Source organism: Cellulosilyticum sp. I15G10I2 (genome assembly GCF_900095725.1).
Lineage (GTDB): Bacteria > Bacillota > Clostridia > Lachnospirales > Cellulosilyticaceae > FMMP01.
Map to the genome: position 1 here is coordinate 364727 of NZ_FMMP01000028.1, position 14197 is coordinate 378923.

Annotated in this window: 17 protein-coding genes; 1 reads left to right on the top strand and 16 read right to left on the bottom strand. The window is 35.9% G+C overall.

The features are described 5' to 3' along the window. Nucleotides 1-11 precede the first annotated feature (11 nt). Genes BN3326_RS20710 through BN3326_RS20720 form a run of 3 tightly spaced genes read right to left on the bottom strand, consistent with a single transcriptional unit; the run spans nucleotide 12 to nucleotide 2654 of the window. Nucleotides 12-767, bottom strand: a complete 756-nt coding sequence (locus tag BN3326_RS20710; protein WP_334292632.1) for an iron ABC transporter ATP-binding protein — start codon at nucleotides 765-767, stop codon at nucleotides 12-14. After that, a complete protein-coding gene (locus BN3326_RS20715) occupies nucleotides 763-1710 on the bottom strand; it encodes an iron chelate uptake ABC transporter family permease subunit (RefSeq protein WP_070001140.1) in 948 nt (315 codons plus the stop codon). Before BN3326_RS20715 ends, BN3326_RS20710 begins: the two co-directional genes overlap by 5 nt. Continuing rightward, on the bottom strand, nucleotides 1707-2654 hold the full coding sequence (locus BN3326_RS20720) for an ABC transporter permease (protein ID WP_070001141.1): 948 nt from the start codon (nucleotides 2652-2654) through the stop codon (nucleotides 1707-1709). Before BN3326_RS20720 ends, BN3326_RS20715 begins: the two co-directional genes overlap by 4 nt. A 177-nt stretch (nucleotides 2655-2831) precedes the next feature. On the opposite strand from BN3326_RS20720, the gene BN3326_RS20725 reads away from it, so the two are divergent. Next, nucleotides 2832-3617, top strand: a complete 786-nt coding sequence (locus BN3326_RS20725) for an AraC family transcriptional regulator (RefSeq protein WP_070001142.1) — start codon at nucleotides 2832-2834, stop codon at nucleotides 3615-3617. A gap of 101 nt (nucleotides 3618-3718) precedes the next feature. Here the strand turns inward: BN3326_RS20725 and ablB are convergent, their stop codons facing one another. The 13 genes from ablB to BN3326_RS20790 form a co-directional block, all read right to left on the bottom strand. After that, complete coding sequence (ablB, locus tag BN3326_RS20730; protein ID WP_070001143.1) at nucleotides 3719-4555, bottom strand: putative beta-lysine N-acetyltransferase; 837 nt, start codon at nucleotides 4553-4555, stop codon at nucleotides 3719-3721. A gap of 8 nt (nucleotides 4556-4563) precedes the next feature. Then, nucleotides 4564-5859 carry a lysine 2,3-aminomutase gene (ablA, locus tag BN3326_RS20735; protein WP_242876040.1) on the bottom strand — a complete coding sequence of 432 codons (1296 nt, stop codon included), beginning with the start codon at nucleotides 5857-5859 and terminating at the stop codon, nucleotides 4564-4566. A gap of 384 nt (nucleotides 5860-6243) precedes the next feature. Continuing rightward, entirely contained in the window at nucleotides 6244-6936 is a 693-nt protein-coding gene (locus BN3326_RS20740) for an acylneuraminate cytidylyltransferase family protein (protein ID WP_070001144.1), read from the bottom strand. Nucleotides 6937-6945: 9 nt separating this feature from the next. Continuing rightward, the gene (gene neuC / locus BN3326_RS20745) at nucleotides 6946-8100 is read right to left on the bottom strand and encodes a UDP-N-acetylglucosamine 2-epimerase (RefSeq protein WP_070001145.1); all 1155 of its coding nucleotides are present in this window, start codon (nucleotides 8098-8100) and stop codon (nucleotides 6946-6948) included. Continuing rightward, nucleotides 8097-9092 (bottom strand): N-acetylneuraminate synthase, encoded by a 996-nt coding sequence (neuB, locus tag BN3326_RS20750; protein WP_070001146.1) that lies wholly within the window; start codon nucleotides 9090-9092, stop codon nucleotides 8097-8099. The genes neuC and neuB overlap by 4 nt, the downstream gene beginning before the upstream one ends. Then, complete coding sequence (locus tag BN3326_RS20755) at nucleotides 9085-9732, bottom strand: acetyltransferase (RefSeq protein WP_070001147.1); 648 nt, start codon at nucleotides 9730-9732, stop codon at nucleotides 9085-9087. The genes neuB and BN3326_RS20755 overlap by 8 nt, the downstream gene beginning before the upstream one ends. Then, nucleotides 9729-10778: a nucleotidyltransferase family protein gene (locus tag BN3326_RS20760; RefSeq protein ID WP_070001148.1), complete on the bottom strand. Its 1050-nt coding sequence runs from the start codon at nucleotides 10776-10778 to the stop codon at nucleotides 9729-9731. Before BN3326_RS20760 ends, BN3326_RS20755 begins: the two co-directional genes overlap by 4 nt. Nucleotides 10779-10800: 22 nt before the next feature. After that, nucleotides 10801-11949 (bottom strand): LegC family aminotransferase, encoded by a 1149-nt coding sequence (locus tag BN3326_RS20765; protein ID WP_070001149.1) that lies wholly within the window; start codon nucleotides 11947-11949, stop codon nucleotides 10801-10803. 14 nt (nucleotides 11950-11963) lie between these two features. Beyond that, a complete protein-coding gene (locus tag BN3326_RS20770; protein ID WP_070001150.1) occupies nucleotides 11964-12944 on the bottom strand; it encodes an NAD-dependent 4,6-dehydratase LegB in 981 nt (326 codons plus the stop codon). A 94-nt stretch (nucleotides 12945-13038) separates the two neighbouring features. Then, complete coding sequence (locus BN3326_RS20775; RefSeq protein WP_070001151.1) at nucleotides 13039-13341, bottom strand: hypothetical protein; 303 nt, start codon at nucleotides 13339-13341, stop codon at nucleotides 13039-13041. Between the two features lie 22 nt (nucleotides 13342-13363). After that, entirely contained in the window at nucleotides 13364-13675 is a 312-nt protein-coding gene (locus BN3326_RS20780; RefSeq protein ID WP_083258990.1) for a peptidase associated/transthyretin-like domain-containing protein, read from the bottom strand. A gap of 18 nt (nucleotides 13676-13693) precedes the next feature. After that, nucleotides 13694-13999 carry a carboxypeptidase-like regulatory domain-containing protein gene (locus BN3326_RS20785; RefSeq protein WP_141722963.1) on the bottom strand — a complete coding sequence of 102 codons (306 nt, stop codon included), beginning with the start codon at nucleotides 13997-13999 and terminating at the stop codon, nucleotides 13694-13696. An 8-nt stretch (nucleotides 14000-14007) separates the two neighbouring features. Beyond that, nucleotides 14008-14190, bottom strand: coding sequence for a hypothetical protein (locus BN3326_RS20790; protein ID WP_070001154.1), 183 nt, complete (start codon nucleotides 14188-14190; stop codon nucleotides 14008-14010). Nucleotides 14191-14197 lie beyond the last annotated feature (7 nt).

Here is a 14197-nt window from a genome sequence, read left to right on the forward strand (position 1 = left end):
CTCATCTTTCCTTATTGATAATATATGCAAAGAGGTTTTCCCTCAAAGTGCCTGATTTCAAAGGGCAAATCATAAATATTTTCTAAAACATCCTGTTGAATAATTTCTTCTGTCTTGCCCATTTTAAATAATCTGCCATTTTTCATGGCAATAATATAATCTGCATATCTTGCTGCAAAATTAATATCGTGTATGACTAAAACAATGGTCTTATTAAGGTCTTTTGTAAGTCTTCTAATAATCTTCATAATTTCTACTGAGTGTTTCATATCTAAGTTATTAAGAGGCTCATCCAGTAAGATGTATTCTGTATTTTGTACAATGACCATGGCAATAAAAGCTCTTTGCCGTTCTCCGCCACTTAACTGATCTAAATACCTATCTTTAAAAGGCATCAGTTCCATATACTCAAGAGCCTTTCTAATTTCTTCTTCATCCTCTTCGGTTAAACGTCCTTTTGAATAAGGAAAACGGCCAAAGGCCACTAACTCTTCTACTGTAATCTTCATTTCCATCTGTGTACTCTGCATTAAAATAGATAAAACTTTAGCTAGATCTTCTCTTTTCCACTGACCTAGGGAAGTTCCATTGATTGAGACCTCTCCGCCGTCTCCAGAGATTAACCGGCTGATAAGAGACAGCACGGTGCTTTTACCTGCACCATTAGCGCCAATTAATGCTGTGATCTTTCCTTTTGGAATCTCAAAGGAAACTTGATCAACAATGGTTTTGTCCTGATATTTTTTTGTAAGACTTTTTACGTCAATCATGTCGATTCTCCTTTAATAATAATAAAATAAAATATAGCCCCCCTATCCCATTAATCAGAACAACCATAGGCGTAGAAAACTGTAAGATCCGCTCAACAATAAGCTGGCTTGCGACTAATGCAATAAAGCCAATTAAAAAACTAATAATAATAAGGGTGCTATGTCGATAGGTCTTACAAAGTGTTCTGGCAAGATTCACACATAAAAGCCCTAAAAAAGTAATCGGTCCCACTAAAGCCGTTGAAGCAGCAACCAGTATACCTACTGCCACAATCCATTTTTTTCTCATACGGTTTTCATCTATTCCTAAATTAACTGCATAAAACTTACCTAAAGCCATCACATCTAAAACATATTTCTGTTTAAAAATATAGATGCCTACTCCACATATAATGATCGAGGTCAGTATAAGAAGTTCTAACCTGATTTGATTAAATCCTGCATACATTCGTCCCTGCAGCACACTAAATTCATTAGGATCAATGATAGTCTGCAAAAAAGTTGCACTGCTCCCAAAAAGGGTTCCCATAATGAGTCCCGCAAGAGAAATAAATACCATGCCATTTCTTTTTACTGTTAAAAAATGTTTTAAAATAATCATCACAAATACAATAAGGAAACTGCCTGTTAGTATAAAATTAAGTTCTTTGTTTGTAATGAACACATGGGTGGATCCCAGAAAAAAGATTACAAGGGTTTGAATAAGAATATATAGGGAATCTAAGCCTAAAATACTTGGTGTCAAGAGACGATTTTCACTTAAAGTTTGAAAAACAAGGGTCGATAAGGCAATAGCCGCTGCTACAACAGCCATGGCCCAAATTTTAATAAGTCTTCTTGGAAAAGCATAAGCAAAAGTACCTGGCAGCATCCCCCAAAAAAGAAACAGCAAAAGAACAATGATTAGTAAAGTCCCTAATACTCCCATTAGCTTTTTCATTTTGCCACCTCCTTGGCCAGCAAATATAAAAAGAGTATGCTGCCTACTATACTTACAGTAATGCTAATAGGAATCTCATAAGGGAAAATAATAATTCTGCTAAATATGTCGCAGACAAGGAGCAGACTAGCTCCAGATAAAGCAACCCCAACTATATTTTTTCTCAGATGATCACCTCTTTTAAGTGCTATTAAGTTAGGTACTACTATACCAAGAAAAGGAATGCGCCCCGCTATAATAATAACAATAGCTGTTACACATGAAACTATAATCAGTCCAAGGTTAAGGATAGCCTGATAGTTAAGACCTAAATTCTTAGAAAATTTTTCACCTACACCTGCTAAAGTAAAATGATGGGCATACATATACGCCAATAAAAGCATGGGTATACTTAAGTACAAAAGCTCATATCTACCTTTTAAAATGCTGGAAAAGTCGGCTTGAAGCCAAGAAGCCATATTCTGAACCAAGTCATTTTGATACGCTAAAAAAGTCCCCCCCGCATCAATAACGCCTCCTAGCAGCATGCCAATTAAAGGCACCATATAAGCCTGTTTTGGCTTTAGAATTCTAATCACTTTCATAAATAGAAAAGTGCCTAGTAAAGCACACACAAAACTAAATAACATTTTTTGTACAATAGAGGCGGCTGGCAAAAACAAAATAGCCAGTAACGCTCCTAATTTTGCACTATCAGCTGTTCCAGATACTGAAGGTCCTACAAATCTGTTTTTAGTCAGATGCTGCATAATAAGTCCACATATACTCATACCCATACCTGCAATAATAAGACTTATGAGCCGTGGTATTCTGCTATAAATAATTAGCTTTTGGCTCTCCCCTCCTAAAAGCAGATCTTGCCACGACAAGATACCGCCTGCTCCAATACATAAGGAAACACTTGATAAACCAATAAGTATGATAATTAAATAATTTTTTTTCATATCTGCTCCTACATCGCTCTTTCTTGACACCTTTATGTTTTACATATATAATAATCCGTATTACATGTGATTGATTATCATTATCAACATTTTTAGTTTATCATTTTTTTTAGCTTTTGTCTTAAGTATGTTTAGACAAAACTAATTATATTTTGATTGAGAAAGGCAGGTAAATCTATGTCTCCTAAAGAACATATCCGCTATACAGTCCTTGACTTTAATGCCTGTACTTGTATGCCCATTAAGGCCTTTAGATTAGATGGTACACTTGTGGCTGAAGCCGGATATACCTCCTTTTATGAAAGGCTTTTTCAAAAGCAGCAGGTATATCAAAAACTTCATGCACAGTTTAAAAATGCTTTTACGCCTTCTTTTAGACAAACTATTACTGTACAAGAAAATATGCATTTTACTGTATTTTCTATTTGTCCAAGATCTGCTGAAAAAGGATTTTATATCATAGGCCCCTTTATCTCAGATTCTAAAGAACGTATAAATCCGCTTTATAAACCTCTTGATTGTATCCCACTATTAATAGAAATGATGTATGCTATTGCTGCTAAAAGTCCATTTATACAATTAAAAAAATTAAACCTTGCCCACGTTTACAATATTCATGTTAGAAAAGCACTGGATTATCTAGAATCTCATTATCAAGAACCAATCACCCTAACTCAGTTGTGTGACTATCTCATGATTAATAAAAGCTACTTTTGCACCATCTTTAAGGCTGAAATGCATATGACGCTCTCACAGTATCTGAATAAACTAAGAATTAAAAAAAGCCAGCAGCTTCTTACTAACCCTGGATACTCTATTTTAGAAATTGCTCTTATGCTTGGCTTTAATAATGCTAACTACTTTAATATGGTGTTTAAGAAACATCTTAATGAAACCCCCTGTACATATCGCAACCGCCATTTAAAAAATTTAGAAAAAAATAAAACCTGTTCTTTTTCATGAAAAGGCAGGTTATCATAAATCTATTCCGTTATAGTGAGTGGCACATCAAAAAATGCGTACAAAAAATGTACGCACTTTTTAATATTTGATTTTTTATCTTCTCAGACGCTATTGGCTTTATACCACAGATTCATACTTTCTATCTGCCCTGCTATTTGTGTGTTGTTATAGAGCGTACCTCCAAAACTGTATCCCATACTACTAAAAGTGGCATTCATAGCATAAGAAGTGGCACGGGCTATGGTATAAAACGTCTTCATCTGAGCTTCTTGCATGGCCTTTTCCATTTCATGAAGTAGCTGTTTAGCAAGTTTATAATTTCTAGCCTTAGGAAGAATTGCAAAGTCTGTCATCTCAACATTTTGTTCTTCTTTATTCATTTCACAAGAAGATAGACCTATAAGCTCTCCTTGATAGGTTACACCAAAATATTTGACATGGGTTATCATCGTTTGTTTGATATACTCCGCATCACAGATTGGAAAAGGATAAGTTTCAAAAACTTCCTGATAGACCTTAGCCATATTTTCAGCATCTGCTTGCGTCATCTGACGTATACTAAACTCAGGTTTTAAGGGTGGTAAGTCTTTATATTTTTTACTTTTTGCAACTTCTATCACATTATCAATAAGTAATTTATCTTTTACTTCCAGCCTGTTTGCATCTAGATATTTGCTCAAAAGAAAGCAGGTTGAACATCCCTTATAATACCCTTGTATTTCTCCTTCTTTGGTAAAACCACTCTGGATGAACTTAGGGACTATTTTGTGAGGTAATTTGGCAATAATCTTTGAATAGCCTCTATTATTTGCCAGTAAGTCTAACCAATTAGTAATATGATCCTCATCTTTGTCATTATAAGCCATCAAATAAATTCTGTTATTATAAGGACCATGATGAATTGTGGAATACCCTATTTCTTCTACTTTATCATACATCTTATCACCTACTCTGCTGGTTTTAGTGTAATTGTCTCGTCATAGTCACATAGTAATTTTTCAATACCTATCACTTCATTATTATCTGATTTATCTAGTTTGAGATGCAGATTACAATTATTGCATTTTAAATCGCATTTGGTATGCTCATATTTGCTAGGTTCTTGGTAAGTTGTAATAACGCCCTCGTAATTTCTTAAAATAACTTTATTGGTGGACCATGATATTAAGTAGTTTGGCATGACTGGTATTTTGCCTCCGCCGCCTGGCGCATCAACAACATAGGTTGGAATGGCAAATCCACTAGTATGCCCTCTTAAACTTTCCATAATTTCAATCCCTTTTCCAATACACGTTCGAAAGTGCTCTAATCCTTCAGATAAATCGCATTGATAAATATAGTAAGGCCTCACACGAAACTGAACAAGCTTTTGCACGAGTTTTTTCATAATTCTTGGGCAGTCATTAACATCTGCCAGCAGCACAGACTGATTTCCCATCGGTATTCCAGCCTTAACCAATCTATTAACTGCAACTCTTGCTTCTTTGGTTAGCTCTTTGGGGTGATTAAAATGTGTATTAATCCAGAGATTATCATATTTACTTAATTTCGTGGCTAACTCTTCTGTAATACGATAGGGTAGTACCACAGGGGTTCTTGTTCCGATACGCATAACTTCTACATGTTCAATTTTACTGATTTCATCTAAAATATCAATTAGCATATCATCCGGAAGCATAAATGGATCTCCCCCAGATAGAAGTACATCCCTTACTTCTTTATGCACTTTAATATATTCTATCCCTTTCATAATCTTATCTTTTGAAGGGATAAAATCTTTATCTCCTACTTTACGTTTGCGCGTACAATGTCTGCAATACATGGCACAGGAATTACTAACGTGGAATAACACACGATCAGGATAACGATGGGTAATACCGTCTACCGGACTATCGTGATCTTCAGCCAGTGGATCAAGCATATCCGCCGATGCTATGTCGAGCTCTCTTACATCTGGAAAAGCTTGTTTAAATACAGGATCATTTTCATAATCACTGGCATCTACGAGTGAAAGATAATACGGGGTAATGGCCATTGGAAAACGATCTAATGTCATTTGCAGGGCCTTTTTCTTTTTTTCATCAAAAGTAGTGTGAAGTATTTTTTCAATTTCCTCAACAGTCTTTATAGTATTGGCTAATTGCCATTTCCAATCTTGCCATGACTGATGCAGCTTATAACTGTTTTCTTCACCCTTTTGATTTGAATACAAAAATTGTATAGATTGCATTGATTGTAACATACTAAATCCTCCTTATATAATTTCCACACTTGAAAAATATGGAAAATTTTAACATTGAATAAAAAAACACTCTAACCCTATTATTAAAATAGAGTTAGAGTGTTTAAACTTCGCAAATTGCTCGTTTTATACCACAACGATGTAGTATAGTTCATGACCTTTTGATCCTAAACAAACCCCAGTTCTAAACTGAATTTTTCAAAATAGTTTTCATTATCACGAAAGCCTTACTTAACTCCACATCCTACAGGATACGTAGCTAAGCTCGAAATTCAATTACTCACTATTTCTACTTCATTTTTTTATACAGTCTATATGATCTATTACTAAGTATACCTTATTTCCAAATTTCTGTCAAATCTACCCTTCTCTTTCACCTCGCGCCTACCTTTGCATAAGCCATTCGGCATGTTTAAATTGCTCCATATTATCAATATCAATCGAAGCTATTTGACTCATGATATAAGGATATGTTTTTTCTCCATAGAAACTTTTTTGTTTTAAAAAATACGAGGTTTTACAAAGGTATATGGCCCCATTAATCCTATATTCCTTTGCTACATCTTGTCTTCTTAGATTTTCGCTGCTGCTTAAAGGAAAATCTAAGGCTCCGTTCGTATGCAAGCAGACATTTAAAAAACTAGGATGTTCAAGCTCGCATATACTCACTACAGCATCAGCCTCACAGCTCAATAATACGTCTATACTTTGTGTAATATGCCGTTCATTTCTTAGAGGAGATGTGGGCTGCAGGATCATAAAGTAATCATATGTTTTACCTTGAAATTTAAGCTCCTGCAGCACATGCAAAATCACCTCATACGTCGATGTTGTATCTCGTGCAAGTTCTTTGGGCCTTATAAAGGGTATAGAGGCGCCATATGCACTTGCTGTTTTGGCATACTCCATAGAATCCGTTGAAACTATAATATCATCAAATATTTGAGCTTTAACGGCCGCTTCGATAGTATAAGCCATCAGGGGTTTATCATTCATTCGTTTTATATTTTTATCAATAATGCCTTTTGAACCACTTCTTGCTGGTATAATGGCTAAAAAACTTTTATGATGATACATTATACGCTCCTATCCTAAATCATAAAAACACTTTTTTAAATTTATGCTTTCACTCAGTACTTCTTTTATAAGCGTTATTATTTGTGTGCTGGTACCTTCCTTCTCATACGGATTAAGGAAAGCTTTCACATCCACCTCTGCATGCAATACTTTTTGTATAGTATCCCTTATGCCTTCTTCTGAGTGATCACAATGAATAATAGAACGCGCTTGTACCCTGCCTTTTTGCCGGTCTCCGATATTTACTGTGGGCACTTTAAGGGACGGAGCTTCTATAATACCACTTGAAGAATTGCCTATAATCACTGCGCTGTACTTCATTAAGCTTAAATATTTCAATACCCCAAGAGATGTAAAGGCCACAGCTCTTTTTTTATTCTGCGCTGCGTAAGTATCTATCATTTGATTAATTATACTGTGATCGGTATCTGAATTAGCTTTGGTAAAAACAACTTTTAATGCTTTAAAGTGATCTAATGCCCTAAGGATATTCTGAAATTGTACTTGTGCACTATTTATTTCTAAAGTAACAGGATGAAAGGTAACAAGGGCTATAGGCCCATTTAGACTAAAGTCTAGATGCTCTTCCAGAGCTTTTTGGGATAAAAACTCCATTTTTTTGATATTTTCAACCCCAAGTGCACCTACGTTATAGACTCTCTCCGGCGTCTCCCCCAGCTGAATCACTCTTTTTCTATAACTTTCAGTACTTGTAAAGTGCAGATAACTCATCTTAGTGACGCAATGCCTCATGCTATCGTCATAGGCCCCTTCTGTTATTTCACCCCCATGGATATGGGCTATAGGGAGCCTACTGATCATCGCGGCACTTGCTGCGGTAAATATCTCATATCTATCGCCTAAGAGAACAACCATATCGGGCGCAAGTCTTGCATAAGCTTCACAAAAGCCCATCATCCCAAGTCCCATAGACTTACATATACCAACTGAAGTATCTGAGTTTAGATTCATTTCTATTTTGGCATCTAAGGTATAACCATCTTGTTCAATTTCTTTATACGTAAGTCCAAAAGTATTCGCAAGATGCATTCCCGTTGCTATTAACTGTAAACTTAAATCTCTATCCTTTTCTATCTTTTGAATCAGAGGTCTTAGAAGGCCGTACTCGGCACGACTTCCTGTTACAACACAAATCTTCTTCATAGACTAATCAGCTCATCTTCTTTATAATCTCTACTTGCCACTTGCCCTAGTATTTCCTGAAAACGCATAGGTGATATACCGGTTCCCGGCCGTTTGATACATAGATTCTTTTCATTAAATACCTCACCTTTTTTGATGGCCTTTTTAGATACAATGCTTTTTCTTACACACGCTCTATTTCTCATTTCACTTACTGTGGGTTCCTTAATGCCAGTTCCTAGTGCTTGTTCTATATTTCTAATACTTTTAACGAGCGACTTGAATGCTTTAGGTTCTAGGCTTGCCTTATGATCTGGCCCTGGCATGGTGCGGTCTAATGTAAAATGTTTTTCTATAATACATGCCCCTAGTGCTGCTGCCGCAATAGCTACTTCTATCCCTTGGGTATGATCTGAATAGCCTACCTCTAACTGAAAGTTTTGTTGCATTGTAAGCATGGCTCTTAAGTTCACTTCTTGCATAGGTGTGGGATATTGGGTAGTACAGTGAAGCAGCGTAAGCTTTTGGCCACTCAGTTTTAAAATATCTATTGCATCCTTTATTTCATCCAAATGAGACATGCCTGTTGAGAGAATAATCTCCTTTTTTAAATCCGCAATCTTTTTTAGATAAGGATAATTTGTTATTTCTCCTGATGGAATCTTAAATACATTCATTCCAAGTGTATTTAAGATCTCTATACTTTCTAGATCAAAAGGTGAACACATAAACGCTATCCCCATAAGCTTGCAATACTCTAAGAGCTCTTTATAGTCCTTTTCTTTTAGCTCTAATTTTTTCAGCATTTCAAACTGCAAAGTACTTCCCTCTGTACTGGCTATCTGATAATCAGCTTTTTTAGCATCTTGGGTGACTAAACTTTGTGTTCTAAAAGCTTGAAACTTAACTGCATCCGCTCCGCATGCCGCCGCTTGCTCAATTAACTTTTTAGCGAGTTTTATATCACCGTTATGATTGACACCGGCCTCTGCTATAATCATGATCTTATTCATACTGGCCCACCTCCCTGCATGGGTTACCATATGCCAACTTATGATCCGAAATATCGTTTACTACGACACTGCCTGCTCCTATCAGCGTCTCTTTACCAACTGTAATATTTTGTATAATTGTCGTATGTGTACCTATGTGGGTATGTTTTTTAATCCAAATCCCTCCGCTCAAAGTACATCCTGGTGCTATATGCACAAAGTCTTCAATGAGACAATCGTGTTCAATGATACAGCCTGTATTGAATATACATCCACTCCCTATACGTACATTTGTATTGATAATTGTTCCTTTGCCGATAAAATTGCCTTCACCTAGGACTATATTGGGAGAGAGTATGGCACTCGCATCAATTATATTAGGTAAGTCATAGCCTATTTTTTTACACATGTCGTATAATTTTCTTCGTAGAACAACATCCCCTATACTGCCTATTGCTATAACAGCCTTTGTGATATACTTATTAAAATAGTTCTCAAGGTCACTGTTATCTCCTATTATTTTTATGCCATTAACAAATGTGTTTTTCTTATCAGCAGTATCTATTATCCCTATAATTTCAAACAACTCCATCGTATTGATAGCATCAATGACGCTTCTTGCATGACCGCCTCCACCAACTATGATTATTTCTTCTTTCATAGTTTCAACCTTTCTACCATGTTTTGCATAGCTTTAAACTCTCCCATATCTAACCAAGCACTTTCCCTAATAGGATATGCTCCTATTGGCTCACTATTTACCAGACACTGATTAATCAGATCTGTCATATCAAAATAACTCTCTTTTGGAATATAACTTAGTAGCTCTGCCTCCAGTACATACATCCCAGTATTAACCAAAAGCTCATATTGGGGTTTTTCACGCAGTGTACTTATGGCGCCTTTCTCATTTAAAGTAAATACACCATAAGGTATCTCATAATTTTTCAAAGCTGTAACAACTGTCATCTTATAGTGGTGTTTTTTATGATAATTTAAAAGCTGGGAGTAGTTGATATCAATTAATATGTCGCAGTTACTGACAAAAAAAGTGCTTTGTATATTATTTTCAAATACAGATAAGCTCCCTGCCGTCCCTAGCGGACTATCTTCTTCTAAAAAGTTCAGTTGATAAGGCTGTTCACCATTAAAATATGCTTTTATCATATCTTTTTTATAGTTCATAATGAGATAAAAATCATTAAATCCAAATTCTAAAAACCTATTAATGATTCTTTCTACTATAGGCGTATCCCCTATTGGAATAAGCGGCTTAGGAATAATCTTTGTATAGGGATGCAGCCTGGTGCCTTTTCCCCCTGCCATAATCATAACGGGAATATCATTTGTGTTGTAATACTTAAATTGATTATCATATACTTCATTCCAAAATAGTATATCTACGACCTCACGACTATCATTTATAAGGGGGATTGCTTCAATACTGTGTGCCTTCATAAGTTCAATACACTTATCTTTCTCTTCCCTATTTAAAAAAACTGGTGAGGTATTCATAATCAAACTTACACTCCGTTTAATATCGCCATTTTTAAGAATCCAGCGACGTATGTCTCCATCCGTAATAACACCTATTAACTTTTTGTCTTCCACTACAACGAGGAGCTTCTTAGCTGTTTGATCTAACCGCTCTATAGCTTGCCTAATCGTGATATCTTTAGTTACAAAAAATCTGCTGATAGCTTCCATGCTCCCCCTTCTCTCTATCTCTTTACAAGCTCCCCAGTATATGTGTTATAGACTCTATCTCTTCAGCTTTTAGATTGATACTGCATGGCAGATTTAAAACACGGCTTAGATAATAGGGGGCCTTTTCTATTTGATAAGCTTGATTTTTTAGGTACATCTTTTGTGTATGAATAAGCTGCCATATAGGCCTTGTTTCAATCTTATTTTCCTTAAGTTTTTGCATCAGCCTATCTCTTTCAAATCGCTCCGCTTGAAGATATAAAGCATAAAACCAATGATTGTTTCTAGCTTTTGGGTTAAAGGCTAAAAGACTTAACCCTGAAGCCACGTTTATTTTACTTTTATAATGATTATAATTTTTAATCTTAACTGCTATAAATGCCTCTAATTGCTCTAATTGTGCAACCCCTAAAGCGGCTTGCAAATTAGTCATTCTGTAATTATAACCTATCTCATTATGCTGGTAATAAAGGGGATCATCCTTTGCCTGGGCAGATAAATACCTTGCTTTTTCTACCATCAAAGGATCTTTGGCTACGAGCATCCCACCTCCCCCTGTTGTAATCATTTTATTGCCATTAAAGGAGTAGGCTCCGAAATCTCCTATGGTCCCTGCAAATCTGCCTTTGTACAGGCCTTCAGTAAAGTAGGTTCCTAAGGCTTCTGTTGCATCTTCTACAAGTTTTATCTGATAGGTCTTAGCAAGCTGGTGTATTGTTTCTAGATTCGCCATATTCCCAAATATATGCACTACAATTAACGCCTTAATCCTGCGGCCCGTATGTCTATTGATTAAGCCCTGAGTTGTCAGCTTGCACTCGTTTTGCAAAAAACAGGCCAATTTATCACAGTCTATATTTAAAGTATCGTCACAGTCCATAAATACTGGCTCGGCACCTAAATATTTAACGGGATTAACAGTTGCTATAAAAGTGAGTGTCGGGACGATGACCTCATCATCTTTTTCTACCCCACAAAGTTTTAATGCAAGATGTATGGCTGCTGTACCACTTTGACAAGCTGACGTCTGGTCTACCTTTAGATATTTTTTCATCTCTTCTTCAAATCGAGTCACATAGTTCCCTGAGGTGGATACCCATTCACTTTGCAGAGCATCTACTACATACTTTATTTCATTGCCTTTTAACTGAGGAACAGATAGGGGTATCATAGTTTCCTCCCTTATTAGATATTATAAATATCTGACTTATATTTGGTTAAATTTTGACCCATCCACTGAATAGTCTCTTTAAGTCCAGCTTCAATGGAATACTCAGGCCTCCAAGAGGTCAGTTCTTTTATCTTTTTATTAGAACCTAATAATCTATTTACTTCACTCTTTTCGGGTCTTAATCTTTGATCGTCACATATTATTTTGGCATGAGGATTAATTTGATTAATAAGTTCATTGGCTAAGCACCCTATAGAGATCTCTTTTTCGGTTGCAATGTTTATTTCTTCCCCTATGGTTTTCTCACTTTTGGCTATCTCCATAAAACCATTTACTGTATCTTTAACATAATTAAAATCCCTGGTGGGTGTCAGCATACCTAGTTTAATTTCTTTTTCCCCTGATAATAATTGTGTGATAATCGTAGGGATAACTGCCCTTAATGACTGTCTGGGACCGTAGGTATTAAAGGGTCTTACAATAGTTACAGGCAGCGCAAAACTTTTATAGAAAGATTCGGCTAACCTGTCTGCACCTATTTTGGTTGCTGAATAAGGGGACTGCCCTTGAAATGGGTGGGCTTCATCAATAGGCACATATCTTGCACTGCCATAAACTTCCGATGTAGATGTGATTAATATGCGATTTGTCTCCAGCACTCTGGCTGCCTGCAGTACATTAAGGGTTCCTTTGATATTCGTATCCACATAAGCATCTGGTGAATGATAGCTAAAAGGTATGGCTATAAGGGCTGCCAGATGATAAACCTCTTCTATATGCTCCATGGCTTTTCTAACACCATTTGGATCTCTGATATCTCCGCTAAACACTTCGATTTGATCTCGCACAGGCTTAGGTAATGTATCAAGCCACCCCCAAGAATTAAATGAATTATAATAGACAAAAGCCCTGACACAATAGCCTTCTTCTAATAGTCCTTCTACTAAATGACTTCCTATAAAGCCATCCGCTCCTGTTACTAACACTTTTTTCATATACATCCTCCTTTATTTCTTTTAAGTCCTAAGAGGATAGCTCCTGTTATTTGTCTATGATAAAAAAAGAAACTGTCATCAGTTTCTTTTTTTATCATAGACAAATAGTCATATTAGAAGTATGCCTGCCATTATCATTGTAATGGGTATCAAAAACTTTTATTTTATAGTATTTATTTCTATCCCCAATAAGAAAACAGAACTCCCCATGTCTATTTGTCGTTGTATACGTAGAATAGATAACCTCATGTTCCACATTAAATGCGCACGAAGGTTTCATTAAAAGTATTTGCTCTAAAATAACTATCGCATTTTTTACAGGTTCCAGGTCTTCATAACACACACAGCCTTTAATGAATACTTCATCTGTATAAGTGGTATTTTTATTTCTTCTCATTATAATCTTCCTTTGCACTTAGTCACTCTACCTTCATTATAGGTTCATAAATGTCCAGTCTATAATTGATCGTATCATCCCTTACTACTAAGAGAGCAAACTTACCCTCTTGATTGCTTAGAGTATAACCTAACTCCTTCTCTTTGGGCACTTGATGAGTATGGCTTATTTGTCTAATCACCACAACTGCTCCCGAAATAGGTTCACATTGTGCATCTAATACACACCCTGTTATGAGCACATCATTATCTCTTTGCAATATAATATTTTTTTGCAATGTGGTACAATTTCTTAATTCTCTTGGTGTGATAAGAATTTCTGCATAAGCTTTCAAAATTATCCCTCCTATCATTTAAGATAAAGGCGCATATACAGCCATTTCGTATTTCATACAAGCTAGTGCCGAAATAGCAAATACATATTCCCCATTCTCATCTGTAGAGCAATAACCTAATATTTTTCTTTTATTATTATCATCAGCTCTTATCTGAGTAATTTGAACAACTGCCCCAATACTCGGCTGTTGACTGTGATCATATACTGTTCCTCGTATGATTTGAAAACGATGAGTTCTTAATATCACATTAACGTTATATTGCCTATTTCTTCTCAGCTTTGATCCACATAGTATAATCGATGCTTGACTTCGCCCTTTCATAGACTTCACTACTGTTCTTCTTGAAGCTTCTCTGTAGTATTAGAATCTTGGGTATATATAGTTACACTTATTTCTTGGGCATTATCTGCAGCATCAGCGGAAATAATTTGCCCGTGTTGTTCTTTACCATTAATTACTAATTTTTTAATTTTAACCTCTTGATAGGTTTTTCCATCAATTTCTATGCCCATAAAATCG

Excerpts from the sequence above, each read along its gene's own strand:
- BN3326_RS20715 (WP_070001140.1), bottom strand. The coding sequence starts at position 1,710 with ATGAAAAAGCTAATGGGAGTATTAGGGACTTTACTAATCATTGTTCTT.
- BN3326_RS20720 (WP_070001141.1), bottom strand. The coding sequence starts at position 2,654 with ATGAAAAAAAATTATTTAATTATCATACTTATTGGTTTATCAAGTGTT.
- BN3326_RS20725 (WP_070001142.1), top strand. The coding sequence starts at position 2,832 with ATGTCTCCTAAAGAACATATCCGCTATACAGTCCTTGACTTTAATGCC.
- ablB (WP_070001143.1), bottom strand. The coding sequence starts at position 4,555 with ATGTATGATAAAGTAGAAGAAATAGGGTATTCCACAATTCATCATGGT.
- ablA (WP_242876040.1), bottom strand. The coding sequence starts at position 5,859 with ATGTTACAATCAATGCAATCTATACAATTTTTGTATTCAAATCAAAAG.
- BN3326_RS20740 (WP_070001144.1), bottom strand. The coding sequence starts at position 6,936 with ATGTATCATCATAAAAGTTTTTTAGCCATTATACCAGCAAGAAGTGGT.
- neuC (WP_070001145.1), bottom strand. The coding sequence starts at position 8,100 with ATGAAGAAGATTTGTGTTGTAACAGGAAGTCGTGCCGAGTACGGCCTT.
- neuB (WP_070001146.1), bottom strand. The coding sequence starts at position 9,092 with ATGAATAAGATCATGATTATAGCAGAGGCCGGTGTCAATCATAACGGT.
- BN3326_RS20755 (WP_070001147.1), bottom strand. The coding sequence starts at position 9,732 with ATGAAAGAAGAAATAATCATAGTTGGTGGAGGCGGTCATGCAAGAAGC.
- BN3326_RS20760 (WP_070001148.1), bottom strand. The coding sequence starts at position 10,778 with ATGGAAGCTATCAGCAGATTTTTTGTAACTAAAGATATCACGATTAGG.
- BN3326_RS20765 (WP_070001149.1), bottom strand. The coding sequence starts at position 11,949 with ATGATACCCCTATCTGTTCCTCAGTTAAAAGGCAATGAAATAAAGTAT.
- BN3326_RS20770 (WP_070001150.1), bottom strand. The coding sequence starts at position 12,944 with ATGAAAAAAGTGTTAGTAACAGGAGCGGATGGCTTTATAGGAAGTCAT.
- BN3326_RS20775 (WP_070001151.1), bottom strand. The coding sequence starts at position 13,341 with ATGAGAAGAAATAAAAATACCACTTATACAGATGAAGTATTCATTAAA.
- BN3326_RS20785 (WP_141722963.1), bottom strand. The coding sequence starts at position 13,999 with ATGAAAGGGCGAAGTCAAGCATCGATTATACTATGTGGATCAAAGCTG.
- BN3326_RS20790 (WP_070001154.1), bottom strand. The coding sequence starts at position 14,190 with ATGGGCATAGAAATTGATGGAAAAACCTATCAAGAGGTTAAAATTAAA.